At 62.8% G+C, this 24,918-nt stretch carries 27 protein-coding genes; 19 read left to right on the forward strand and 8 right to left on the reverse strand.

From position 1 onward, the window contains the following. The first annotated feature begins 8 nt into the window (after positions 1-8). Positions 9-2,225 (forward strand): 3-hydroxyacyl-CoA dehydrogenase NAD-binding domain-containing protein, encoded by a 2,217-nt coding sequence (locus SFY93_RS06100; protein ID WP_320446414.1) that lies wholly within the window; start codon positions 9-11, stop codon positions 2,223-2,225. 269 nt (positions 2,226-2,494) lie between these two features. Here the strand turns inward: SFY93_RS06100 and gstA are convergent, their stop codons facing one another. After that, complete coding sequence (gene gstA, locus SFY93_RS06105; RefSeq protein WP_120288156.1) at positions 2,495-3,109, reverse strand: glutathione transferase GstA; 615 nt, start codon at positions 3,107-3,109, stop codon at positions 2,495-2,497. Positions 3,110-3,234: 125 nt separating this feature from the next. Here gstA and SFY93_RS06110 point away from each other — a divergent pair, with 125 nt between their 5' ends. The 5 genes from SFY93_RS06110 to SFY93_RS06130 all read left to right on the forward strand — a co-directional run bounded on the left by SFY93_RS06110 (position 3,235) and on the right by SFY93_RS06130 (position 6,754). Further along, positions 3,235-3,735 (forward strand): MarR family winged helix-turn-helix transcriptional regulator, encoded by a 501-nt coding sequence (locus SFY93_RS06110; protein ID WP_320446415.1) that lies wholly within the window; start codon positions 3,235-3,237, stop codon positions 3,733-3,735. A gap of 96 nt (positions 3,736-3,831) precedes the next feature. Continuing rightward, on the forward strand, positions 3,832-5,202 hold the full coding sequence (locus SFY93_RS06115; protein ID WP_320446416.1) for a glutamate--cysteine ligase: 1,371 nt from the start codon (positions 3,832-3,834) through the stop codon (positions 5,200-5,202). A 148-nt stretch (positions 5,203-5,350) separates the two neighbouring features. After that, positions 5,351-5,866, forward strand: a complete 516-nt coding sequence (locus SFY93_RS06120) for a PAN domain-containing protein (RefSeq protein ID WP_116664682.1) — start codon at positions 5,351-5,353, stop codon at positions 5,864-5,866. 27 nt (positions 5,867-5,893) lie between these two features. Continuing rightward, positions 5,894-6,253, forward strand: coding sequence for a DUF6152 family protein (locus SFY93_RS06125; RefSeq protein ID WP_320446417.1), 360 nt, complete (start codon positions 5,894-5,896; stop codon positions 6,251-6,253). 9 nt (positions 6,254-6,262) lie between these two features. Then, the gene (locus tag SFY93_RS06130; protein ID WP_320446418.1) at positions 6,263-6,754 is read left to right on the forward strand and encodes a hypothetical protein; all 492 of its coding nucleotides are present in this window, start codon (positions 6,263-6,265) and stop codon (positions 6,752-6,754) included. Between the two features lie 16 nt (positions 6,755-6,770). Here the strand turns inward: SFY93_RS06130 and lepB are convergent, their stop codons facing one another. Then, positions 6,771-7,547, reverse strand: coding sequence for a signal peptidase I (gene lepB, locus SFY93_RS06135; RefSeq protein WP_320446419.1), 777 nt, complete (start codon positions 7,545-7,547; stop codon positions 6,771-6,773). Beyond that, complete coding sequence (gene tldD / locus SFY93_RS06140) at positions 7,544-8,971, reverse strand: metalloprotease TldD (protein ID WP_089266822.1); 1,428 nt, start codon at positions 8,969-8,971, stop codon at positions 7,544-7,546. Before tldD ends, lepB begins: the two co-directional genes overlap by 4 nt. A gap of 353 nt (positions 8,972-9,324) precedes the next feature. On the opposite strand from tldD, the gene SFY93_RS06145 reads away from it, so the two are divergent. After that, positions 9,325-10,515: a PepSY-associated TM helix domain-containing protein gene (locus SFY93_RS06145; RefSeq protein WP_320446420.1), complete on the forward strand. Its 1,191-nt coding sequence runs from the start codon at positions 9,325-9,327 to the stop codon at positions 10,513-10,515. A gap of 16 nt (positions 10,516-10,531) precedes the next feature. On the opposite strand, the gene SFY93_RS06150 is transcribed toward SFY93_RS06145, so the two are convergent. Continuing rightward, positions 10,532-11,092 carry an invasion associated locus B family protein gene (locus SFY93_RS06150; protein WP_320446421.1) on the reverse strand — a complete coding sequence of 187 codons (561 nt, stop codon included), beginning with the start codon at positions 11,090-11,092 and terminating at the stop codon, positions 10,532-10,534. A 483-nt stretch (positions 11,093-11,575) separates the two neighbouring features. Here SFY93_RS06150 and coxB point away from each other — a divergent pair, with 483 nt between their 5' ends. The 12 genes from coxB (at position 11,576) to SFY93_RS06210 (ending at position 22,593) form a co-directional block, all read left to right on the forward strand. Then, positions 11,576-12,421, forward strand: a complete 846-nt coding sequence (coxB, locus tag SFY93_RS06155) for a cytochrome c oxidase subunit II (RefSeq protein WP_320446422.1) — start codon at positions 11,576-11,578, stop codon at positions 12,419-12,421. Positions 12,422-12,525: 104 nt separating this feature from the next. Further along, the gene (ctaD, locus tag SFY93_RS06160; RefSeq protein ID WP_089266829.1) at positions 12,526-14,151 is read left to right on the forward strand and encodes a cytochrome c oxidase subunit I; all 1,626 of its coding nucleotides are present in this window, start codon (positions 12,526-12,528) and stop codon (positions 14,149-14,151) included. Between the two features lie 101 nt (positions 14,152-14,252). Next, on the forward strand, positions 14,253-15,194 hold the full coding sequence (locus SFY93_RS06165; protein WP_320447705.1) for a heme o synthase: 942 nt from the start codon (positions 14,253-14,255) through the stop codon (positions 15,192-15,194). Between the two features lie 16 nt (positions 15,195-15,210). Then, positions 15,211-15,384, forward strand: coding sequence for a cytochrome c oxidase system small membrane protein (locus SFY93_RS06170; protein WP_120288167.1), 174 nt, complete (start codon positions 15,211-15,213; stop codon positions 15,382-15,384). 18 nt (positions 15,385-15,402) lie between these two features. Then, positions 15,403-16,023: a cytochrome c oxidase assembly protein gene (locus tag SFY93_RS06175; protein WP_089266831.1), complete on the forward strand. Its 621-nt coding sequence runs from the start codon at positions 15,403-15,405 to the stop codon at positions 16,021-16,023. Between the two features lie 96 nt (positions 16,024-16,119). Next, positions 16,120-16,977 carry a cytochrome c oxidase subunit 3 gene (locus SFY93_RS06180; protein WP_089266832.1) on the forward strand — a complete coding sequence of 286 codons (858 nt, stop codon included), beginning with the start codon at positions 16,120-16,122 and terminating at the stop codon, positions 16,975-16,977. 173 nt (positions 16,978-17,150) lie between these two features. After that, entirely contained in the window at positions 17,151-17,546 is a 396-nt protein-coding gene (locus SFY93_RS06185) for a DUF983 domain-containing protein (RefSeq protein WP_320446423.1), read from the forward strand. Next, positions 17,543-18,298, forward strand: coding sequence for an SURF1 family protein (locus SFY93_RS06190; protein ID WP_320446424.1), 756 nt, complete (start codon positions 17,543-17,545; stop codon positions 18,296-18,298). Before SFY93_RS06185 ends, SFY93_RS06190 begins: the two co-directional genes overlap by 4 nt. A 127-nt stretch (positions 18,299-18,425) precedes the next feature. Beyond that, positions 18,426-19,841, forward strand: coding sequence for a threonine synthase (thrC, locus tag SFY93_RS06195; RefSeq protein WP_175365934.1), 1,416 nt, complete (start codon positions 18,426-18,428; stop codon positions 19,839-19,841). Beyond that, entirely contained in the window at positions 19,841-21,130 is a 1,290-nt protein-coding gene (locus SFY93_RS06200) for a M16 family metallopeptidase (protein ID WP_320446425.1), read from the forward strand. Before thrC ends, SFY93_RS06200 begins: the two co-directional genes overlap by 1 nt. Positions 21,131-21,164: 34 nt before the next feature. After that, a complete protein-coding gene (locus tag SFY93_RS06205) occupies positions 21,165-21,752 on the forward strand; it encodes a GNAT family N-acetyltransferase (RefSeq protein ID WP_068732622.1) in 588 nt (195 codons plus the stop codon). Positions 21,753-21,906: 154 nt separating this feature from the next. Then, positions 21,907-22,593 carry a hypothetical protein gene (locus tag SFY93_RS06210; RefSeq protein WP_320446426.1) on the forward strand — a complete coding sequence of 229 codons (687 nt, stop codon included), beginning with the start codon at positions 21,907-21,909 and terminating at the stop codon, positions 22,591-22,593. 72 nt (positions 22,594-22,665) lie between these two features. On the opposite strand, the gene SFY93_RS06215 is transcribed toward SFY93_RS06210, so the two are convergent. The 4 genes from SFY93_RS06215 to SFY93_RS06230 form a co-directional block, all read right to left on the reverse strand. After that, positions 22,666-23,154 (reverse strand): F0F1 ATP synthase subunit B family protein, encoded by a 489-nt coding sequence (locus SFY93_RS06215; RefSeq protein ID WP_231078353.1) that lies wholly within the window; start codon positions 23,152-23,154, stop codon positions 22,666-22,668. Between the two features lie 4 nt (positions 23,155-23,158). Next, positions 23,159-23,728: a F0F1 ATP synthase subunit B family protein gene (locus tag SFY93_RS06220; protein ID WP_320446427.1), complete on the reverse strand. Its 570-nt coding sequence runs from the start codon at positions 23,726-23,728 to the stop codon at positions 23,159-23,161. A 62-nt stretch (positions 23,729-23,790) separates the two neighbouring features. After that, positions 23,791-24,018 (reverse strand): F0F1 ATP synthase subunit C, encoded by a 228-nt coding sequence (locus SFY93_RS06225; RefSeq protein ID WP_068732626.1) that lies wholly within the window; start codon positions 24,016-24,018, stop codon positions 23,791-23,793. Between the two features lie 73 nt (positions 24,019-24,091). Then, positions 24,092-24,841, reverse strand: a complete 750-nt coding sequence (locus SFY93_RS06230; RefSeq protein ID WP_320446428.1) for a F0F1 ATP synthase subunit A — start codon at positions 24,839-24,841, stop codon at positions 24,092-24,094. Between the last annotated feature and the right edge of the window lie 77 nt (positions 24,842-24,918).

A 24,918-nucleotide genomic window follows, 5' to 3' on the forward strand; every position in this document is an offset into this window, starting at 1 on the left:
TGGCCAACATGACCTTCAAGAACTTCAAGGTTGAGACCGACGCCGACGGCATCGCGCTCGTCACCTGGGACATCTCCGGCCGTTCGATGAATGTGCTCGACGTAGCGACCATCGAGGAACTCGGCGCGATCGTCGATCAGACCACTGCGGATGCCGCCGTGAAGGGCGTCGTCATCACCTCCGGCAAGGAAGCTTTCTCGGCCGGTGCCGATCTGTCGATGCTCGAAGGCATGGGCAAGGTGTTTGTCGAGACCAGGGCTGCCAAGGGCGAGGAAGCCGCGCAGCAGATGCTGTTCGACGAGAGCCGCAAGCTGTCGCTGACGCTGCGCAAGATCGAGACCTCCGGCAAGCCATGGGTCGCGGCCATCAACGGCCTCGCGCTCGGCGGCGCGTTCGAGCTGACGCTGGCCTGCCACTATCGCGTTGCTGCGGAAAATCCGAAGACGCGTCTGGGCCTGCCCGAAATCAAGGTCGGCCTGTTCCCCGGTGGCGGCGGCACCCAGCGCCTCGCGCGCATGCTGCAGCCGCAAGACACCATGCAGATGCTGCTGAAGGGCGATGCGATCAATCTCGTCAAGGCCAAGGCGATGGGCATCGTCGGCGCGGTGGTGCCATCGGCCGATCTCATCACGGCCGCGAAGGAGTGGATCAAGGCTGGCGGCAAGCCCGTCGCGCCCTGGGACGAGAAGGGCTTCAAGCTGCCCGGCGGCCCCGTCTATTCCAAGCAGGGCATGATGATGTTCCCCGCGGGTAACGCGATCTATCGCCGCGAGACCTTCGACAATTATCCGGCGGCTCGCGCCATCATGCAGTGCGTCTATGAAGGCCTGCAGCTGCCGATGGATGCGGCGCTGCGCGTCGAGTCCCGTCAGTTCGCGCATATCCTGCAGACCAAGGAAGCGGCGGCGATGATCCGCAGCCTGTTCCTGTCGATGCAGGAGCTCAACAAGGGTGCGCGTCGTCCGCAGAACGTGCCGCCGACCAAGGTCAAGAAGCTCGCCGTCATTGGCGCCGGCTTCATGGGTGCGAGCGTGGGCTTCGTCTCCGCACGCGGCGGCATGGAGGTCGTGTTGATCGATCGCGATCAGGCCAGCGCCGACAAGGGCCTCGGTCATTGCATCGCAGCCATCGATGGCCTGATCGCCAAGGGCCGCGCCAAGGAAGCCGACAAGACGGCGCTGATGGCGCGGATCACGGCAACGGCGGACTTCGACGTTATCAAGGAGTGCGATCTTGTTATCGAGGCCGTGTTCGAGGATCGCGCCGTCAAGGCCGAGATCTACAAGAAGGTGCAGCCGTTGTTGAAGGAAGGCGCCATCATCGCGTCGAACACCTCGACGCTGCCGATCAACTCGCTCGCCGAAGAATTCGCGGACCAGTCCAAGTTCATCGGCATTCACTTCTTCTCGCCGGTCGAGAAGATGATGCTGGTGGAGATCATCGTCGGCAAGAACACCGGCGACGTCGCGCTGGCCACCGCGCTCGACTATGTCCGCGTCATCGGCAAGACGCCCATTGTCGTCAATGACTCCCGCGGCTTCTTCGCCAATCGCTGCGTGTTGCGCTTCACCGCCGAAGGCCTTGAAATGTTGCTCGAAGGCGTGCCGCCGGCGATGATCGAGAACACCGCGAAGATGGCGGGCATGCCGGTCGGGCCGCTGTCGCTGTCGGACGAGATTGCGCTCGATCTGGTGCTGAAGATCATGAAGGCCACCGAAGCCGATCTCGGCTCGCAGGCGGTCGATCAGGCGCAGAAGAAGCTGATCGTCGAGATGGTGGAGAAGCAGGAGCGCTTCGGTCGCAAGAACGGCAAGGGCTTCTATGAGTATCCGCCGAAGGGCAAGGGCTCCAAGGCTCTGTGGAAGGGCATCGCGCCGCTGCTGCCGAAACCGGTCGATCCCGATACGCTCGATGTCGAGGAGCTGAAACAGCGCTTCCTGGTGGTACAGGCGGTGGAAGCCGCGCGTACCGTCGAGGATCACGTGATCGTCGATCCGCGCGAAGCCGATGTCGGCTCGATCCTCGGCTTCGGCTTCGCGCCGTTCACCGGCGGTACGCTGAGCTATATCGACTTCATGGGTACCAAGAAGTTTGTCGAGCTCTGCCACAAGCTTGAAGCCAAATACGGCTCGCGCTTCACCCCGCCGAAGCTGCTCGAAGAGATGGCCGCCAAGGGCGAGACCTTCTACGGGCGCTTCCCGCCGAAGAAACTGGCGGCGGCGTAGGTCTTCCCCTCGCCCCCGGACGCGGCGCAGCCGCGGCTGGTGGGAGAGGGTGGATCGACCGCTCTAGCGAAGCTTCGCTTCGCGCGGGCGGTCGAGACGGGAGAGGGGGCTCTTCGCTCGGAGCAAGAGCCCTCTCCCGCCTTCGCTCCGCTCAGGCACCCTCTCCCGCGGCGCGCAGCTTCGCTGCGCTGGGGGAGAGGGGAAACAGCAAACAAAAAGGGCCGGATCATTGATCCGGCCCTTTCGTATTTCAGCGCGATGCCAGCAGCTTACGCTGCCTTCATCAGGCCTTCCTTCTCCAGCGCGGCCTGCACTTGCGGACGGGCAGCGACGCGGTCCTTGTAGGTCATCAGGTTCTTGAACTCGGAGAGGTCGATGCTCATCCGGTCGGCCCATTTCAGCATGACGAACAGATAGCCGTCGGCGACGCTGAAATCCTTGCCCAGCAGGTAGTCCTTACCTGCGAGCTGGCCATCGAGATATTTGAACTTGCCCATCAGGCGGGTCTTGAAGAAGCCCTTCACTTCGTCGTCGAACACCGGCTGGAATAACGGGCTGAAGTTCTTGTGCAGCTCGCCGTTGATGAAGCCAAGATACTCCTGCAGCTGGCGGCGCGCATCGCTGCCATTGGCCGGCGCCAGATTTTTGGCAGCAGCCTGGTCGGCGATGTACTGCACGATAACCGGACCTTCGGTCACTAGCGCACCGCTGTCGAGGCCGAGGGCCGGCACCTGGCCCTTGGGGTTGATGGCGAGATAGTCGTCGCCATTTTCCAGCTTCTTGGCTTTGAGGTCGACCTTCACGAGATCGTAAGGCAGGCCGGCTTCGAGAAGTGCGATATGAGGCGAGAGCGAACAGGCGCCTGGCGAATAATACAGCTTCATCGAAAATTCCTCCCTGAAGACATTGGTTTAACCACGCGGGTGACTAAATGCATTTGCATGAACGAGTCAAGATTGATGCAGCTGCATCAAGTGGGCTAGGGTGCCGCCACCATTTGGACTGAGCCATGAAACGTAAACCTTCCACCGAGGCGACAGCCGCCTGGATCCGCCTGATGCGAATCCAGAGCCGGGTGCTGGACGGCGTCGAGCAGGACCTCAAGCGCGCCGGTTTTCCGCCGCTCGCATGGTACGACGCGTTGGCCGAGCTGTCGCGCTCGCCGACCGGCGAGATGCGCCCGGTCGAGCTCGAAAAGCAGATGCTGATACCGCAATATTCGACATCGCGGCTGATCGATCGTTTGGTCGACGAAGGCCTGGCTGCACGCCGCGAATGCAAGATGGACAAGCGCGGCCTGTTCGTCGAGATCACGGCTGCCGGGCGCGAGTTGCACAAGAAGATGGGCTGCGCCTATTCAACGGCGATCGAGAAACATGTCGGCTCGAAACTGTCCGACGCAGATGCAGCAAAACTGTGCGGCCTGCTCGACCGGCTCGGCTGCGCGTGCCAAGAAGCGGCAGCGACAGTGACATCGCCGGCCGCCAGAGACGCCGCGCCGGCGCGATGAGCCTTAAATTTTTGCCCGCGTTCGCGACCCGCACGGGCCGCGGGCGTTCCCGACACCGCGCGCAACAGATTGCAGCGCCTTTCATTCGGAATTTCCATGGCGCGTGACCAAATCGATATGACGCCGCTGCAATCGCGCGACGAACTCGTGGCGTGGCTGGCGGCGGGCGTGAAGCCGCCATCGGAATTCCGCATCGGCACCGAACACGAGAAGACGCCGTTCACGCTCGCCGGTCACAATCCCGTGCCTTACGAAGGCCCGCGCGGCATCGGCGCGGTGCTCGACGGCATGAAGCATCTGCTCGGCTGGGAGCCGATCATGGAAGCCGGCAATATCATCGGCCTCTATGACGTCACCGGCGGCGGCGCAATCTCGCTCGAGCCCGGCGGTCAGTTTGAATTGTCGGGCGCGCCGGTGGAGACAGTCCACCAGACGCAGTCCGAACTGATGGCGCATCTGGCGCAGGTGCGCGAAGTGGCGACGCCGCTCGGCATCGGCTTTCTGGGTCTCGGTCTTACGCCGTCGTGGTCGCGCGCGCAGATTCCGGTGATGCCCAAGGGCCGCTACAAGATCATGACCAACTACATGCCCAAAGTGGGGCAGTATGGTCTGGACATGATGTACCGGACCTGCACGGTGCAGACCAATCTCGACTTCTCCTCGGAAGCGGACATGGTCAAGAAGCTGCGCGTTTCCGTTGCGCTGCAGCCGATCGCGACCGCCTTGTTCGCAAATTCGCCATTCACTGAAGGCAGGCCGAACGGCTTCCTGTCGTTCCGGTCCGAAGTCTGGCGCGACACCGACAATGCCCGCTCCGGCATGATCCCGTGGGCGTTCGAAGACGGCATGGGCTTCGAACGCTGGGTCGATTACGCGCTGGATGTTCCCATGTATTTCGTCAAGCGCGGCGACACTTACATCGACGTGTCCGGCTCGTCGTTCCGCGACTTCTTCGCGGGCAAGAACGAGAAGATACCCGGCGAGCGTCCCACTCTCTCGGACTGGGCCAATCATCTCTCGACGATTTTCCCGGAAGTCCGCCTGAAGCGTTATCTCGAAATGCGCGGCGCCGATGGCGTGCCGTCGGATCGTTTGCCGGCACTGTCGGCGTTCTGGGTCGGATTGCTTTATGACGACAGCGCCCTCAATGCGGCCTGGGATATCGTCAAGAACTGGACTGCGGCGGAGCGACAGGCGTTGCGCGACGATGTGCCGAAGTTGGGCTTCAAGGCGAAGATCAAGGATCGCTATCTGTTCGAAATCGCCAAGGAGTGTCTGCAGTTGGCCCATGGTGGCCTGCGCCGGCGCGGCAAGCTCGACGCGCACGGCCGCGATGAGTCCCACCATCTGGAGGCACTCGATCGGATACTGGATTCCGGCAAGACTCCGGCCGAGCAGATGCTCGACAGGTTCCATGGCGCCTGGGGTGGCTCGGTGGCGCCGGCCTATAAGGAATACTGCTTCTAGATCAGCGGCTTGGCGAAGCTGAAAATCCGTTCATCAGCGGTACAGGTGACCGGCGTTCCAATGGCGTCCTTCTTACGCCTTTGCAAACCGCTGAAAGTCATCCTGCATGCCGAGGAACCTGTTCAGAGCGTGTCTGACAGCCCTCGCCATGCTGTTGGTCGCAGCCGTTACGCCTGCTCAGGCGCAAACCAATTTCGATCGTCCCGGCGGTGATTATTCGCGCTCGGTCTCACTGTCCGGCGATCCGGCCGAATGCGCGCTGATCTGCGAGCGCGACAAGAAGTGTCGTGCCTGGAGCTTCAACTATCCGAGCGACAATTCCGAAAACGCAGTGTGCTGGCTGAAAGACAAGGTCCCGCCGCGGGTCGAGAGCTATTGCTGCGTCTCCGGCGTGCGTGGCGCCGGCGTCATCGAGCCGCGCACCGGTCCGGTGGAAACCTCGACTGATCGTTTTGGCGGCGACTATCGTTCGTTCGAGATCAAGAACGACGACAAGGCCGAGCACGGCGATGCCTGCCGCGATGCCTGCCAGGGCGACAACAAATGCCGCGCCTGGACCTTTGCGCGGCCCGGTTATGCCGGCAAGAATGCGCGCTGCTTCCTGAAGAACGACATCAAGCCGCCGCGGCGAAAACCGGGTTTCATCTCGGGCGTTGTGAGGTAGCATTCCAGCAACGAAGGGAGTTGAGCCATGACGCGTCTCCTGCCCGCACTGACATGCGCTGGATTACTGATTGCTGTTACGACGGTCGCCGCCGTCGCCCATCACGGTTGGGGCAGCTACGACGCTGCCAACCCGGTCACCGTGAACGGTCCTGTCGAAAACAGCAAATTCGAGAACCCGCACGCGACGATCGTGATCAAGGGGGCCGACAGGGCCTGGACTGTCACTCTTGCGCCGACCTCCCGCATGACGGCGCGCGGGGCGTCTGCCGATATCGTGGCTGTCGGCAAGACCGTCTCGGCCTTCGGCTATCCATCCACCGTCGAGAAGGACGAGATGCGCGCCGAACGCATCACCGTGGACGGCAAGACCTACGAATTGCGATAGCGCCGGCTCATGACTGAGGGCGCACCCGCGATCTTCATGGCGATGGAAGCGTCCGCAATTGGCTCTGCGATCCGGCAATCGCGCTGGCTCTATATGTCCGCCAATATCGGTCACATCGTCGCGCTGATGTTCTTCGCCGGTGCCATTGCGGTGATGGATGTCCGGCTCGCGGGCGGGTTAGCCGCAACGGCGCCTGGTCCGCTGCTGCGCAGGGCGCGCCGTTTTGCCATTGCCGGATTTCTCGGCCTCGTGCTCACCGGCGGCATTCTGTTTACCGCCGAAGCGAGTCATGTCGTGCTGAACCGCGTGTTTCAGATCAAGGCGGCTCTGATCGCGCTGGGCTTGCTCAATGTCGTCTGGGTCGAGGCGATCATCATGCCGAGGATCGTCGCGTTGCCGCCGCTGTCACCGATGCCTGCGGGCGCGCGGCAAGGCGCGCTGGCGTCAATCGCCATCTGGTTCGCGGTCGCCATATGCGGCCGCGCGATTGCCTATTTCTGAGCTGCTGCCGCGGCGCTCAATGCACCCCGGTAAAGAACCGTGCCATGCGGAAGCCCGATAGCCAGTTGGTGACTGGCTGGTTGCGCACGCCGAGATCCCATGAGCCGACGATGGCGTCGACCCGGCCGACGAGGTTATCCATCGGCAGCAGGCCGACGCCGCCTTGGCTGACCGGCACGCGGCTGTCGGCGGAGTTGTCGCGGTTGTCGCCCATCACGAACAGATGGTCGGGGGGAATAACGACTTCCGGCGTGTTGTCGAGGCGGCCGTTGTCGCGCAGCTTGAAGATCGGATGCGACACGCCGCCGGGCAGGGTTTCGACATAACGGTGCGCCGGTTCGGAGCCGCCGCTATCATCTTCCGCGGCACCGATGCCGTCGGCCTTCACCGACGTCGCGACGCCATTGAGCCAGACCTGACCGCCGCGCAGTTCGACGCGGTCGCCGGGCAGGCCGATCACACGCTTGACCCAGACCTGGGAGCGGTCGCCGGGCCAGCGAAACACCACGACATCGCCGCGCTTCGGCGTGGTCGCGAAGACGCGGCCGGTCTCGGGAAGGGAGACATGGATCGGCAGCGAGGCTGTCGAATAGCCGTAGGGAAACTTTGTCGCCAGCAATGCATCGCCGATCAGCAGTGTTGGCTCCATGGAGGCCGACGGCACATAGAACGGCTCGGCGAGAGCCCCCTTTGCCACGAAGACGATGCCGACGATCGCGACGATCTGTGCCAGCTGGCCGGACCAGCGTTTTGCGGTCGATGCGACGGTTGTGGTTTCCGTATCCGTGGTCACTGGCCCGTTCCTCCGATGGTCACCTTGTCCATGCGCAGCGTCGGCTGGCCGACGCCGACCGGCACGCCCTGGCCGTGCTTGCCGCAGGTCCCGATGCCGTCATCGAGCGCGAGATCGTTGCCGATCATGCTGATGCGGTGCAGGTCGGTCGGACCGTTGCCGATCATCATCGCGCCCTTCAGCGGCGCGCCGATCTTGCCGTTCTCGATCTTGTAGGCCTCGGTGCACTGAAACACGTATTTGCCGGAAGTTATGTCGACCTGGCCGCCGCCGAAGTTCACTGCGTAGATGCCGTTCTTCACCGAGGCGAGGATTTCCGCGGGATCGCGCTGGCCGGCCAGCATGTAGGTGTTGGTCATGCGCGGCATCGGCACATGGGCATAGCCCTGACGACGGCCGTTGCCGGTCGGCTTCATGCCCATCAGGCGTGCATTCTGGCGGTCCTGCATGTAGCCGACCAGGATGCCGTCCTCGATCAGCGTTGTTCGATTGGTCGGCGTGCCTTCGTCGTCGATCGACAGCGAGCCGCGGCGCGACGAGATGGTGCCGTCATCGACGACGGTCACGCCTTTGGCGGCAACCTGCTGACCCATCAGACCGGCGAAAGCCGAGGTCTGCTTGCGGTTGAAATCGCCTTCGAGTCCGTGGCCGACGGCTTCATGCAGCATCACGCCGGGCCAGCCGGGGCCGAGCACCACATCCATTTCGCCGGCAGGGGCCGGGATCGATTCCAGGTTCACCAGCGCCTCGCGCAGCGCGCCATCGGCAGCCGTGCGCCACGAACCGCTCTCGATGAAGCGCGCATAGCCCTCGCGGCCGCCATAGCCCTTCGAGCCGCTCTCCTGCCGGTCGCCCTGACCGGCGACGACGGAGATGTTCACGCGGACCAGCGGACGGATGTCGCGATAGCTCTCGCCGTCCGGGCGCAAGATCTCGACCACCTGCCAGGTGGCGCCGAGGGAGACCGAGACCTGGCGGACGCGCGGGTCCTTGTCGCGGACATAGGCGTCGATTTCGGCCAGCAGCTTGACCTTGGCCTCGAAGCCCGGCGCATCCAGCGGATTGTCGTCACTATAGAGCCGCACATTGGTGTGCGAGGGCGCCGCCGCAAAGGTGCCCGCATAGCCGCCACGGACCGCATTGACCGCATCAGCCGCACGGATCAGCGCCGGAATGGAAACGTCGGAGGAATGCGCATAGCCGACGGCGTCGTCCTTGACGGCGCGAAGGCCAAAACCCTGCGCGGTGTCATAGGTCGCCTGCTTCAGCCGGCCGTTGTCGAAACCGAGCGCCTCGGACTGGCTGTATTCGAGAAACAGCTCGCCATCGTCAGCTCCCTGAAGCCCCCGCATGAGCTCGCGGCGAACTTCGTCGCGGTCCAGATTGGCGCGGTCGATCAGGGAGGTGGTGGCTGGGCTGGTCATGCAGGCTCCAATGTCAGCGGCGCGGTCCCGGCGCCAGGCGCGGGGCCACGATTCAATTTGTAGCGACAACCCGGGGATGGGTCGCCTTACAATGGCGTAACCTGCGGCGAAACAGGCGATTCAAACCAAGATAGGTGCTGTGGCGGGAAAAAGGGAGAGCCGATCAGCGGCAGTCAGATGGTGCCATGACACCTGCCCAGTTCTGCCTCCGGTTCCGATTGGAACTATTACAAATCGCCGGGTGCCGGGATTGATGGCAGCGGCGTCCTTCGCAGGGTATGAGGACATCGTCGTTCGTTGACGGGCCAAAAGGCCGGGACGCGGTCTTTTCCAGAGAGATGCTGTCGCTTTTCATGGCCTCACGTACCAAATCCGCATTCCTGCAAGTCCATTCCATCATCGGCCTCGTGATCTCGCTGATCCTCGGCCTGATCGGTCTGACCGGCGCCATGCTGAGCTTCGAGGACGAAATCGTCGCTGCGCTGAATCGCGATGTGACGAAGGTCGATCCGCGGCCGGCGCCTGTGCTCGGACCCGATGCGCTGGTGGCGCGCGTCCAGGCGGTGCCGGGGGCCGGCAAGGTTGGTCTCATCGTGTTTTCGAGCGAGCCCGGCGCGGCGGTGCGGATCCGCTTTGCCCGCGGCGAGGCGGGGGAGCGCTCGTCCGTTTATGTCGATCCCTATGACGGCCGCGTTGTCTCGGCGATGCGCGGAGAGGGCTTCTTCGCGACGCTGCGCAACCTGCATCGCTTTCTGCTGCTGCCAGGCAACGGCAATGGCTATGGCCGCCTGATCACCGGCGTCTGCGTGCTTGCCCTGTTCGTGTTGCTGATCTCCGGGATGGTGCTGCGCTGGCCGCGCCGTGTCCGCAGCATCAAGGCCTGGCTGAGGCCGAATCTGGCGATGCGAGGGCGTCCGTTTCACTGGTCACTGCACAGCGTCGTCGGCACCTGGTTGCTGCCGGTCTATCTGGTGACCATCCTCACCGGCCTTTGGTGGTCGTTTGACTGGTACAAGGCCAGCGCCACCTGGCTGCTGTCGAGCAAGCCCGCTGCGAGCGCGCCGGCGCCGCGCGGAGCAAAGGGAGGTACCAAAGCGGCCGTGGCCGATGCGCCTGCCGCGCCGTCACTCGACAAGGTCTGGTCGACGTTTCTGGCTGACCAGGGCAGCCGCTATGCGATGGCGATCATGCAGGTACCGAACGGACCGGGCAGTGCCGTGCGTATCCGCTCGGTGGCAAAGGACGCGCCATTCGATGAAGCGCGCGACGATTTCCGCATCGATGGTGTGACCGGCCGGATGGTATCGGCAGAGCTCTACGACGACAAGACATTCGGTGAGCGCGTTCTGGCCGCGGTGCTGCACATCCACACCGGTGCATTCCTGGGGCTCCCCGGTCGCATTGTGTTCTTGCTGGCCGCGGCTTTGATGCCGTTGTTCACCGTAACCGGCCTCATCCTGTATTTTTCGCGCCGCCGTCTGCGTGCGGCGTCGCGACCAAGCAGGCGCGATCGCCGTGCTCCCGGACTGGTGCCGGGAGAGTAGGGCGCGACGCTGGCGATCAGGGCAGCTTGTCGTAACCCTCGCCGATGCCGTTGAGGCTGAGCGGGAAGCCGATGCCTTCTTCGGGCGTTTCGAAGATGATGAAGGTGGCAGTCTTGGCGGTGCGGAGCTGGGCGAGCAGCTTGTCGTCCATCACGACTTCGGCAACGCAGCCATTGGGCAGGCAGCGCACGAAGCCGGCGCGGCCGACGTCCTGATTGTCAAGCTTGAGGCCGAGGCCGGACGGCAGCAGCACGCCGAGCGGCGCCACCACGCGCATCAGCTTGCTCTTCTGGTCGGCGGTCTTCAGCACGATTACGGTCAGACCGGCATTGGATCGGTCTTCCGCCACCACGCTCTGGATCAGGGCACATTGTTCGGCCTGGGCACCGGGCGGGGTGTCGCAGCGGATCTGCCAGTCGCCATGAACCGAGCGCACCGCACCCTGGGCGCTGGCGGTAGTCGGGACGGCGGCGATCGCCGCCAGGGCGAGACAACCGAGCGCCAGCCGGCGCCAGCCTGCGATCCCGCGGGCCGGGCGGTTCAGGGTCGATTTATGCTGCAACTTCGAGTGCCCCATCCGGGTCGATTCCTTAGGCGGTGTCGTGGTGGTCGTAGTCCAGGGCAGCACGCTTGACGCTGTCTGTCCGGAGGATTTTTCCAGACCACGGAATGATACGGCAATGACGGCGCCTTGAAGGCATCCACGGAGCCACGAAAGCGCTCGCAGGCGCGAATCAGCATCCTGCCGATCGCCTGATCTGTGCCTACATCGGTCAATTCCGCTGTCAAGCGCCGTTCGGCTGCCGCACGCCTGTTTATGCCTGATTTCATGCAGCAATTGCGACCTTCGTTCAATACCGCCGAATGCATTACGGGATGCGCCACTCCTGCATTGCGACAGACCGCGAATTATGGTTTGAGAGGCTAGATTTCGACGCATTCTAACAACTGCCTCCAGGCCAATCACTTGGGCGTTTTGGCAAATTGGCAGGGTGCGGATCGGGCGGCATAATTCGGCGACAGGCCGAAATGCGACAGTAAATATGGGAGCGCGAGCGGCATGAGGATGTCGAGGGGCCAGATTGGCCGCCGGTTGCTGGGGTTAGCAGTTGTTGGGGCCGGGCTTGCTTTTGGCGGTGCTGCATTCGCAGAGGTGATGGGCCAGCCCGCGCCGTGGGAATTCAAGCTGCAGGAAGCCGCCACGCCGGTGATGGAAAACATCACCTGGTTTCATAATTTTCTGCTCTGGCTGATTACCGCCATCACGCTGTTCGTGCTTGCGCTTCTCGTCATCGTGGTGATGAAGTTCAATGCCAAGGCCAACCCGGTCCCGTCCAAGACCACCCACAATACGCTGATCGAAGTCGCCTGGACCATCATCCCTGTTCTGATCCTGGTCGCAGTGGCGGTGCCGTCGTTCCGTCTGCTGTTCCTGCAGCTCGATGTTCCCAAGGCCGACCTGACCATCAAGGCGACCGGCAAGCAGTGGTTCTGGACTTACAGCTATCCCGACAACGGTCCGTTCGAATTCGATTCGCTGATGGCCGCCGACAAGCAGCCGCGTTTGCTCGCCGTCGATAACGAAGTCGTCGTTCCCGTGAACAAGGTAGTTCGCGTGCAGACCACGGCGTCTGACGTGATTCACTCATTCGCGATTCCGTCCTTCGGCATCAAGATCGACGCCGTTCCGGGCCGTCTGAACGAGACCTGGTTCAAGGCGACCAAGACCGGCATGTTCTACGGCCAGTGCTCGGAACTGTGCGGCAAGGATCACGCGTTCATGCCGATCGCGATCCGCGTCGTCAGCGATCAGGAATTTACCGCATGGGTCGAGACGGCGAAGAAGAAGTTCGCGTCCAATCCGGCGAATTCCTACGCGTCGGCCGGAACTGCTGTGGCGCAGTAAGCGGGTGGCGGAGCCGCGAGGCTCCGCACGCACTGTAAGAAACTAGGGCGAGGGGACCGCAAGGTCCGAAAGACTGCCAGAAGAAGACAAAGCAGGATTTGAAAATGGCAACGACCGCGGCAACACCGGCTCACGACGATCACGCCCACGATGACCATGCGCATGCGCATCCGACGGGGTGGCGGCGCTACGTCTATTCGACGAACCATAAGGACATCGGCACGATGTACCTTATCTTCGCGATCGTGGCGGGTGTCATCGGCGGCATCATGTCGATCCTGATCCGCATCGAATTGATGTATCCGGGCGTCCAGATCTTCCACGAAAGCCACACCTACAACGTCTTCGTCACCTCGCACGGTCTGATCATGATCTTCTTCATGGTGATGCCCGCGATGATCGGCGGTTTCGGCAACTGGATGGTGCCGCTGATGATCGGCGCACCGGACATGGCGTTCCCGCGTATGAACAACGTATCGTTCTGGCTGCTGCCAGCCGCCTTCGCGCTGCTCATCATCTCCACCTTCGTGGAAGGCGAACCCGGCGCCAACGGCGTTGGTGCCGGCTGGACCATGTATGCGCCGCTCTCGACATCGGGCCATCCCGGGCCTGCCGTCGACTTCGCGATTCTGGCGCTGCATATCGCCGGTGCATCGTCGATCCTCGGTGCCATCAACTTCATCACCACCATCTTCAACATGCGCGCGCCGGGCATGACCCTGCACAAGATGCCGCTGTTCGTGTGGTCGATCCTGGTCACCGTTTTCCTGCTGCTGCTGTCGCTGCCGGTTCTGGCGGGCGCCATCACCATGCTGCTGACGGACCGTAACTTCGGCACCACCTTCTTCGCCGCAGACGGCGGCGGCGATCCGATCCTGTTCCAGCATCTGTTCTGGTTCTTCGGTCACCCCGAAGTGTACATCCTGATCCTGCCCGGCTTCGGCATGATCTCGCAGATCATCTCGACCTTCTCGAAGAAGCCGGTGTTCGGCTATCTCGGCATGGCCTATGCGATGGTCGCGATCGGCGGCATCGGCTTCGTCGTCTGGGCGCACCACATGTACACCGTCGGCATGTCGTCGGCGACGCAGGCCTACTTCGTTGCCGCCACCATGGTCATCGCGGTACCAACCGGCGTGAAGATCTTCTCCTGGATCGCCACGATGTGGGGCGGTTCCATCGAGTTCAAGGCACCGATGCTGTGGGCCGTGGGCTTCATCTTCCTGTTCACCCTCGGCGGCGTCACCGGCGTCGTGCTGGCCAATGCCGGCGTCGATCGCGTGCTGCAGGACACCTACTATGTGGTCGCGCACTTCCACTACGTGTTGTCGCTGGGCGCCGTGTTCGCCATCTTCGCCGGCTGGTATTACTGGTTCCCGAAGATGTTCGGCTACATGTATTCGGAAACCATCGCCAAGGCGCATTTCTGGGTCACCTTCATTGGCGTGAATCTGGTGTTCTTCCCGCAGCACTTCCTGGGTCTGTCGGGCATGCCGCGCCGCTATGTCGACTATCCGGATGCCTTCGCCGGCTGGAACCTGGTGTCGTCGATCGGCTCCTACATCTCCGGCTTTGCCGTGCTGATCTTCATCTACGGTGTGATCGAAGCTTTCGTCCGCAAGGAACAGGCTGCGAACAATCCGTGGGGTTCGGGCGCGACCACGCTGGAATGGACCCTGAGCTCGCCACCGCCGTTCCATCAGTTCGAAGTGCTGCCGCGCGTTCAGTAAGTGGTTTTCGTGCGGCGCTCTTGGGTGCCGCACCGAGTTAATGCCTCCGCCGAACTCGCAAGGGTTTCGGCGGAGTGCTCGTAACAAAAGTGAGAATGATCTTGTCCGTCCTCGACCACCATACCATCGACCTGTCTGCCCCCCGCATCTCCGAAGCGGGTGTTGCCGACTACATCGCGCTGCTCAAGCCGCGGGTGATGTCGCTGGTCGTGTTCACGGCGATGGTCGGTTATTTCCTGGCGCCGGGCGATCATCACCCGGTGCTGGCGATTACCTCGATCCTCTGCATCGCTGTCGGTGGCGGCGCCTCCGGCGCGCTGAACATGTGGTACGAAGCCGATATCGACGCCCTGATGTCGCGCACCGCCAACCGCCCGATCCCGCGCGGTCGCATCACCCGGCCGGAAGCACTGACCTTCGGTCTGGTGCTGGCCTTCTTCTCGGTGATGACGCTCGGCATCCTCGTCAACTGGCTCGCCGGCGCGCTGCTCGCTTTCACCATCTTCTTCTATGTCGTGATCTACACCATCGCTCTGAAGCGCTGGACCGCGCAGAACATCGTTATCGGCGGCGCAGCCGGTGCGTTGCCGCCGGTCGTCGCCTGGGCTGCGGCGTCAGGAACGCTCTCGATGGAGCCGGTCCTGCTGTTCCTGATCATCTTCTTCTGGACCCCGCCGCATTTCTGGGCGCTGGCCCTGTTCCGCAACGACGATTACACCCGCGCCGGCGTGCCGATGCTGCCGGTGGTCGCCGGTCCCGATGCGACCCGGTTGCAGATACTGCTTTACACCGTGGTGCTGGTCGCGACTGCGGTAGCCCCGTGGCCACTCGGTTATTTCTCGGCGATCTACGGCACGGCTTCGCTGATCCTCGGCGCCGGCATGATGTATCTCGCCATCGAGGTCTATCGTCTGCGCGAAGGCACGCCTGCCAATCGCGCGACGCGCAAGCTGTTTGCTTTCTCGATCGTCTATCTGTTCGCGCTGTTTGCCATTCTGTTGCTCGAGGTGGTCGTGAAGGCCATCCTCCCGATGGTCTGGTAGAGGGGCGCATGATCCGATGGACAACGAGCGCAAGCCTACCGAGCCAGAGGGCATCGTCCTCACCGAGGCCCAGAAGAAGAGCCGGCGCGAGCGGTCGCTGGCCATCGCCTGGGCGCTCGGCATTCTCGTCGTACTGTTCTTTGCCGTCACCATGGTCAAAGGGCCGGCCGTTCTCATCCGGCCCATGTAATGACAAAAGCTGAGTGACATGACCGATCAGCCGCAGAACATCAAAGCCTCGAAGCCGCGCCTCGGTCGCGATGCGACGGTGGCTGCGGCTTGCGGTCTGCTGGTGGCCTTCATGGTTGGCGCGTCCTACGCCGCCGTGCCGCTCTATAACTGGTTCTGCCGCGCTACCGGCTTCAACGGCACCACGATGGTGGCGAGTTCGGCACCCGCGACGGGCCCGATCGCACGCAAGATCGCCGTGCGCTTCGACGCCAATGTGTCGGGCGGCCTGCCATGGAAGTTCGTCCCCGAGCAGAGCGAGATCGAGGTCAAGATCGGCGAGGTAGTCACCGTATTCTATACCGTGACCAACCAGTCGGCCCGTACAACCTCCGCACAGGCTGCCTATAATGTGGCGCCGCTGACGGTGGGTGCGTATTTCCAGAAGATCAATTGCTTCTGCTTTACCGACCAGACCCTGGCGCCCGGTGAGAAGCGCGAAATGCCCGTCGTATTCTATGTCGATCCTGCGCTGGCCGCGGATAGCGAGAATGACGGGCTGAAGTCGATCACACTGTCCTACACGTTCTACCCCCTGCGCGATCTGGCGCCGAAGCCGCTGGCGGCGACGGAGACTGACAAGCGCAAGGGTAACCTCTAAGAGAAAGCTCTGAGAGAAATCCCGGAGCGTTCCGCGTTATAAAATTGAGCGAACTCGCACCGGCTTCAACCGGCGCAGCTGACGGAGAGAACCGCAATGGCTACGGCGCAAGCAAAGCACCACGACTATCACCTCGTCGATCCCTCGCCGTGGCCGGCGGTAGGCTCGCTGTTCGCCTTCATCATGGCGGTCGGTGCGGTCAGCTGGATGCATCACATGTATGCCGCGGCGCCCATCGTGTTCGGCGTCGGCACCATCGGCGTGCTGTATGTGTTCGCAAGCTGGTGGACCGACGTGGTCCGCGAAGCTCAGTATAAGGGCGACCACACCCGCGTGGTGCAGATCAGTCACCGTTACGGCATGATCCTGTTCATCGCCTCGGAAGTGATGTTCTTCGTCGCCTGGTTCTGGGCCTATTTCAATTCGTCGCTGTTCCCCGGCGATCCCGTCCATGCCACCCGCGAAGCATTGTTCGGTGGCGTCTGGCCGCCGAAAGGCATTCAGACTTTCGATCCCTGGCACCTGCCGCTGCTCAACACGCTGATCCTGTTGACCTCGGGCACCACGGTGACCTGGGCGCATCACGCCCTGCTGGAAGGTGACCGCAAGGCGGTGAAGTATGCGCTGATCCTCACGGTGCTGCTCGGCGCGGCCTTCTCCTGCGTGCAGGCGTTCGAATATGCCCACGCCGCTTTCGGCTTCAAGGGCAACATCTACGGCGCGACCTTCTTCATGGCGACCGGCTTCCATGGTTTCCACGTGCTGGTCGGCACCATCTTCCTGCTGGTCTGCCTGTTCCGCGTCTATGCCGGTCACTTCACGCCGAAACAGCATCTCGGCTTCGAATTCGCCGCCTGGTACTGGCACTTCGTGGACGTGGTCTGGCTGTTCCTGTTCGTCACGATCTATGTCTGGGGCTACGGCGGCCCTATCGTCGGCGCAGCCGCGCACTGACCGTATTCGGGTGCTACAAGAGGGCGGCCGCAGGGCCGCCCTTTTTCGTTTTCTTTCTTCCCCTCTCCCCTTGCGGGAGAGGGGACAGGCTCTCGTTTCGCTGCAACCCCTCTCCCGGCTCGGACTTCGTCCGATCCACCCTCTCCCACAAGGGGAGAGGGGAAAGAACAGAAATGCCCGATCAACTCGCTGCCCCCGTCACGCTCGGCCAGACCGTCATTCGCGGCCTGACCTGCAAATGCCCACGTTGCGGCGCGGGCAAGCTCTATGCGGGCTTCATCAATCTGGCGCCGCGCTGTGAGCGTTGCGAACTGGACTATGCTTTCATCGACACCGGCGATGGTCCTGCGATCTTCATCATCATGATCGCAGGGGCCATCGTTGTCGGTTGCGCGCTGGTGGTGGAGGTCAAGTATCAGCCGCCATTCTGGCTGCATGCCGCGCTGTGGCTGCCGCTGATTCTCGCGACCACGCTGCTGCCGTTGCGCTCAATGAAGTCGCTGCTGATCGCCCTGCAATTCCACCACAAGGCTTCCGAAGGCCAGTTGATCGATCGCACGCCGAAATGAACACTGTTGCAGCGCGCCGGCGCAGTATCACCGGTCTCGGCATCGTCACGCTCATCATCGTTGGCGTGCTTCTCAGCCTCGGATTCTGGCAGCTGCAGCGCCGCACCGAGAAACACGCGTTGATCGCTGCACTCACGGAGCGCCTTGCAGGTGCGCCCGGCACATTGCCCGCGCCCGCCACATGGAGCACGCTGACCCCGGCGAAGGACGAATTCCGCCGCGTCAGCTTCTCGGCCACCTACAAACCCGTGCCGGACGGCATGGTCTACAGCTCCGGCTCCGGCGTGCGGCCCGATGTGCCGGGTCCGGTGACCTGGGCCTTCCTGCCGGGGCAGCTGGTATCCGGCGAGACTGTCGTGATCAATGCGGGCTTCGTGCAGAACACGATGCAGGATCGCGCCCAGCAGGACCGCGCCGTGCAGAAGCTCATCACCGGAGCGCCGGTGACCATGACCGGCTATCTGCGTTTTCCCGAAACAGCGGGTACGCTGACGCCCCATGACGACGTCAACAAGCGCCTCTGGTTCAACCGCGACCAGCGCGCCATGGCGCAGGCGCTCGGCTGGGGTGCTGTGGCCCCGTTCTATGTCGATCTGGAAAGCCCTGTGCCGGCCAACGCCATTCCGAAGCCCGGTCCGCTCGAAATCCATCTCAAGGATGACCACATGCAATATGCCATCACATGGTTTGGCCTCGCGGCCGCCGTGGTGATTGCCTTCGGGGTCTGGATCAGGGGCCAGCGGCGGGCCTGAACCCTGGCCAAAGTCGGTTTCCTCGCCCGGCGAAACCCATTATGGTGCCCTTCGATTTCACGCGGCGTGAAGTTTTAACCCCATTATTATCAAAGGCTTGGCGGTTTCCGCGCCTTTGGAGGACGCCTTGACGACCTATATCTCGACGCGGGGAGAGGCCCCGAAACTCGGTTTTTGCGATGTCATGCTGACCGGGCTTGCCCGTGACGGCGGTCTCTACATTCCCGAGGTCTGGCCCCAGTTGTCAGCCGAGACCATCGCGTCGCTGTTCGGCCGGCCCTATTGGGAAGTCGCCGTCGAGGTGCTCCGGCCGTTCGTGGCCGGCGAGATTTCCGACGAGGATCTCGGGCGCATGGCCAATGAGGCCTATGCCACCTTCCGCCATCCCGCCGTGGTGCCGCTCGACCAGACCGCGCCGAACCAGTTCGTGCTCGAGCTGTTTCATGGCCCGACGCTGGCGTTCAAGGACGTCGCCATGCAGCTCATCGCGCGGCTGATGGATCACGTCCTCGCCAAGCGCAATCAGCGCACCACCATCGTGGTCGCGACCTCCGGCGACACCGGCGGCGCCGCCGTCGATGCCTTCGCCGGCCGCGACAATGTCGATCTCGTCGTACTGTTTCCGAACGGCCGTATTTCCGACGTGCAGCGTCGCATGATGACCACGACCGGCGCGTCGAACGTCCATGCGCTCGCCGTCGAGGGCCATTTCGATGATTGCCAGGCGATCGTGAAGGGCCTGTTCAATCATCACAAGTTTCGTGACGCCGTGTCGCTGTCGGGTGTGAACTCGATCAACTGGGCACGTATCGTTGCGCAGGTGGTTTACTACTTCACCTCGGCGGTCGCCGTCGGGGCGCCTGCACGCAGCGTTGATTTCACGGTACCTACCGGCAATTTCGGCGACATCTTTGCGGGCTATGTGGCCAAGCGCATGGGTCTGCCGGTGCGCAAGCTGCGCGTCGCCGCCAACGTCAACGACATCCTCGATCGCACGCTCAAGACCGGCATCTACGAGGTGCGTGAGGTTCACGCCTCGTCGTCGCCGTCGATGGATATTCAGGTGTCGTCGAATTTCGAGCGTCTGCTGTTCGAAGCCTCCGGCCGCGATGCCGCGCTGGTGCGCGGCTTGATGGATTCGCTGAAGCAGTCCGGCCGTTTCGTGCTGCCCGAGAAAGTGCTGACCGCGATCCGTGCCGATTTCGAATCCGGCCGCGCCGACGAGGACGAGACCTCGGCCGCCATTCGCGCGGCGTGGCGCGAGACCGGCGATCTGATCGATCCGCATACCGCCGTGGCATTGGCCGTCGCCGATCGCGACACCACCGAGATGCATGTGCCCAACGTCGTGCTGTCGACGGCGCATGCCGCGAAATTCCCCGATGCGGTGGAAGCCGCCTGCGGCGTGCGGCCGGCATTGCCGGTCTATCTGGAAGGGCTGATGACGAAGCCCGAGCATATTAAGGTCATGAAGAATGACCAAAGCGATATTGAGCAGTTCGTGCTGTCGGTCAGCCGTGCTGCGAAGCAAGGAGTATCCTGATGACTGTCGAAGTTACCAAACTGCCTTCGGGCCTGACGGTCATCACCGATACCATGCCGCATCTGGAAACCGCAGCGCTCGGCGTCTGGACCGGCGTCGGTGGCCGCGATGAGAAGCCCAACGAGCACGGCATCTCGCATCTGCTCGAACACATGGCGTTCAAGGGCACCAAGAAGCGTTCGTCGCGCGAGATCGTCGAGGAGATCGAGGCGGTCGGCGGCGATCTCAATGCCGCCACCTCCACCGAGACGACAGCCTATTACGCCCGTGTGATGAAGGCCGATGTGCCGCTGGCGCTCGATGTACTCTCGGACATTCTCGCCAATCCCACTTTCGTGCCGGATGAGCTGGAGCGCGAGAAGAGCGTGATCGTGCAGGAGATCGGCGCGGCGCAGGATACGCCTGACGATGTCGTGTTCGAACATCTCAACGAGCTCTGTTTTCCCGACCAGCCGATGGGCCGTTCGCTTCTAGGCACCGCCAAGACGCTGAAGGGGTTCGATCGCGACATGCTGCAGAGCTACCTGTCCACGCATTATCGCGGGCCGGATATGGTGGTGGCTGCGGCTGGCGCTGTGAATCATCGCCAGGTCGTGCATGAAGCCGCCGATCGCTTTTCCAGCTTCGAAGGCATTGCCGCTCCGAAGCCGCAACCAGCGATGTTCGGCAAGGGCGGCTCGCGCGTCGTCAATCGCGATCTCGAACAGGCGCATCTGACGCTGGCGCTGGAAGGTCTGCCGCAGTCGGACCTGTCACTGTTCAGCCTGCAGGTCTTCACTAACATTCTCGGCGGCGGCATGTCCTCGCGGCTGTTCCAGGAAGTGCGCGAAAAGCGCGGTCTCTGCTATTCGATCTACACCTTCCACGCGCCCTATACCGACACCGGCTTCTTCGGGCTCTATACCGGCACCGATCCGACCGATGCACCTGAGATGATGGAAGTCATCGTCGATGTCATCAACGAGTCGGTCGAGACATTGAGCGAAGCCGAAATCGCGCGCGCCAAGGCGCAGATGAAGGCCGGTCTGCTGATGGCGCTGGAGAGCTGCAGCTCGCGCGCCGAGCAATTGGCGCGGCACATGCTGGCCTATGGCCGTCCGCTCACTGTGGAAGAGCTCGTCCAGCGCATCGATGACGTTAGCGTGGAATCGACCCGTAATGTCGCCCGTGGCTTGCTGACGCGCAGCCGCCCGGCCGTGGCGGCGCTCGGCAGCGGCCGGGGGCTGGACACGGCGGTGGCTTTTGCGGAAGGATTGACCCGCGCCAAGGACAAGAGCCTGCTTCACTAGGCAGGTGAGGTCCGAGGCATCAGGGAGCGAGCCTATGGCCCTGTTTCGTTTGCCATCGAGCATGCCGGCGGCGCTGGCGCCGCGCGGCTACGGCGTTGCATTGCGCGCGCCCGTGATGAGCGATTTTCCGCAATGGGCCGATCTGCGTGAGCTGAGCCGGGGTTATCTCACGCCGTGGGAGCCGATCTGGCCGTCAGACGACCTGACGCGCTCCGGCTTTCGCCGCCGGCTGCGCCGCTATGCCGACGATGCGTCCGCTGATCGCGCCTATCCGTTTCTGGTGTTTCGCGAGTCCGATGGCACGCTGCTGGGCGGCGTGACGCTCGCCAATGTGCGCCGGGGCATCGTCCAGGCCGGCACCATCGGCTACTGGGTCGGCCAACCCTATACCGGGCAGGGCGTCATGACCGCGGCGCTGCGGGTGCTGTTGCCAACGTTGTTTGGCGAGTTGAACCTGCACCGCATCGAGGCCGCCTGCATTCCCACCAATCTGCCGTCGGTGCGGGTGCTGGAGAAGTGTGGCTTCTCGCGCGAAGGACTGGCGCGGCGTTATCTCTGCATCAATGGCATCTGGCAGGATCACCTGCTTTACGGCATGCTGCATGAGGACTTCCGCGGGTAGTCGTGCTGCAGCGCGATGTCCAGATGTGGCGCAATGGCGCGCATCTGTCCTCTCTCAAGCGCCTTGGGTTCGCCGCCATTGCGCTGTTATAAGGCCCTGCGCACGCCTTGGGCGGGGCTGCGCAAACGACTGAATTTCCGGGGATATCTTCACAATGCGCAACATTCGTTCGATGCCGATCAGCGGCCGCACCGGCGCGCTCCGCGGCCTGCTGGTGATCACTGCAGCAAGCCTGACGCTGGCCGGTTGCGGCGGCGGCAGCATGTTCGGCGGCGGTTCGCCGAGCAGCGGCGGCGGCGGCAGTCCGTCGATGACCGATCGCTTCACCCAGTTGTTCTCGGGCAAGTCCACCGAGGTTGGCGCGCCGCAGTCGCCGCAGACCGATGAGAACGATCTGACCTGCCCGAGCGTCAGCATCCGGCCGGGTGCCTCGACCTATGCGGTTGGCGCTGCAGGCAAGCCGGCGGTGGGCAACGATCTGGCTTTCCAGGCCACCATCACCCGGACAGCGCGCTCCTGCGATCTCAATGCCGGTCAGATATCGGTCAAGATCGGCATCCAGGGCCGCGTCATCGTCGGGCCGGCCGGCGCGCCTGCGGCGGTTGATGTGCCGCTGCGTGTCGCCGTGGTGCAGGAAGGCGTGACGCCGAAGACCATTGCCACCAAGGTATTCCAGACCAATGTGCAGATCGGCAGCGAGACCAGCGTGCCGTTCAGCCTGGTCGGCGAGGATCTCGTCTATCCCGTGCCCACAGGCACTGCGGGCGATTCCTACATCTTCTATATCGGCTTCGATCCGCAGGCTCTGAAATCGCAGGCACCCGCACGGAAGCGGCGCTAAGGGGTCATCCCAGCCAACAAAAAAGCCGGCGCGATCATCTCGCGCCGGCTTTTTCAGTTTGAAGTCTTTCGCTTAGTTCAGCTTGGAGCGAACTTCGCCGATGCCCTTGGTGATGAGGTCGTCGGCCACCGAGCCCTTTACCGACTGCGACAGCACCGAGGCTGCGGCATTCACTGCGGCTTCGGCTGCGGCTGCGCGAACGTCTGCGATAGCCTGGGCTTCCGCCATCGCGATCTTGCCTTCTGCGCTCTTGGTGCGGCGAGCGACAAAATCTTCCATCTTGGTCTTGGCTTCGGCGGCAATGCGCTCGGCCTCTTCCTTGGCGGAAGTGATGATGTCCTGCGCTTCGCGCTCGGCCGCTGCATGACGCTTCTTGTAGTCTGCGAGCAGCGCGGCGGCTTCATCACGCAGGCGACGGGCATCGTCGAGTTCCTGCTTGATGCGGACGCTGCGGTGGTCGAGCGCCGTCAAGATGGTGCGGTGAATACCGAACCAGCCGAACACCGCCATCAGAAGGACAAAAGCGACGGCGACCCAGAATTCAGCTTGAAGTCCGAACATCCGTTTATCCTTTCAGCGACGCGTCGAGCGCGGCGTTGACGGCGCCTGCATCCGGGCTGATGCCCGTCAGGCGTTCGACGATCGCCGAGGCGGTGTCCGCAGCAATGCTGCGCACATTGCCCATCGCCGTTGCGCGGGTGGTGGCAATGGTCTGCTCCGCTGCAGCAAGCTTGCCGGCAAGGCTCTCTTCGAGCTTCGCCTTGGCGGCTTCCTGTTCCGCATTGAGCTTCTCACGAACTTCGGTCGCCATCGCCTGCGCCTTGGCGCGAGCATTGGCGAGTTCGGTTTCGTAAGCCTTCAATGCAGCGTCGGAATCGCCCTTGAGCTTGGCGGCTTCGTTCAGGTCCGTATCGAGAACCTGCTGACGGGCCGCAAGCACGCCGCCGACGCGGGGCAGCGCCAGACGCGACACGATCAGATAGAGCAAGCCGAACGCGATCGCGAACGACACCAGCTGTGAAGCGAAGGTGTTGCTCTCGAACGGCGGAAACGACGCCTTGTGCCCACCGTCTGCCGCAGTGTGTGCGGCAGTCCCGTGATCGGCGCCCTTGGATTTGCCCTGACCTTCAGCCACAGCAGTCTCCTTATCGATCGGAAGCGCTCCGGGGCGGAGCGGCAACCGGATCCGTTTTCAGCTTAGACGGCGAACAGCAGCAGCAGCGCGATCAGCAGCGAGAAGATGCCGAGCGCTTCGGTCACGGCGAAGCCGAAGATCAGGTTGGCGAACTGGCCCTGGGAAGCCGACGGATTGCGGAGCGCACCGTTGAGGAACTGGCTGAAGATCATGCCGACGCCGATGCCAGCGCCACCCATGCCGAGACAAGCAATGCCGGCGCCGATGTACTTCGCTGCGATGGGATCCATAGTAAAACTCCTTCTTGGGATAGGGATTTAGACGGTTGAGGGTGAATTCCGCCAGGACACTAAGAAGCGATGGTTAGTGGCCCGGATGAAGTGCGTCGTTGAGATAGATGCAGGTCAGGATCGTGAACACATAGGCCTGCAGGAAGGCGACCAGCAGCTCCAGCGCGGTCAGCGCCGTGGTCATGGCCAGCGGCAGCACCGAACCGAAAATGCCGAGTGCGCCGAGTGCGCTGAGCGAGGTCACGAAGCCGGCAAAAACCTTCAGCGTGATGTGGCCGGCCAGCATGTTGGCGAACAGACGGACCGAATGCGACACCGGGCGGGACAGGAACGAGATCACCTCGATCACCGTAACCAGCGGCAGGATGTAAATCGGAATACCGTGCGGCACGAACAGCTTGAAGAAGCCGAGACCGTTTTTGTAGAGGCCGTAGAGCAGCACGGTCAGGAACACCATCAATGCCAGCGCGACGGCGACGATCAGATGGCTGGTGACGGTGAAGGTATAGGGGATGATGCCGATCAGATTCGCCGTCAGGATGAACATGAACAGCGAGAACACGAACGGGAAGAACTTCATCCCTTCTTCGCCGATGCTACTGCGCACCGTATTCGACACGAATTCGAAGGACAGTTCGGCGACCGACTGGAAACGGCTCGGGATCAGCGCACGTCCGGCGCTGCCACCCAGCATCAGCAGCGACACGACGGCGACGGCGCCGAACATATAGGCCGATGAGTTGGTGAAGGCGATTTCCTGATTGCCGATATGGCCCAGGGTGAAGATCTTGTGGATCTCAAATTGATGGATCGGATCGGCCATCCACGTCGGTCTTTCAATTCGGCCGGAACGTCCGGCGTTTCCTTGCCGGACAGCCGGCACTCAAATGCTGCGCCAAC

This window comes from Tardiphaga sp. 42S5 (genome assembly GCF_034044155.1).
Taxonomy (GTDB): Bacteria; Pseudomonadota; Alphaproteobacteria; order Rhizobiales; family Xanthobacteraceae; genus Tardiphaga; species Tardiphaga robiniae.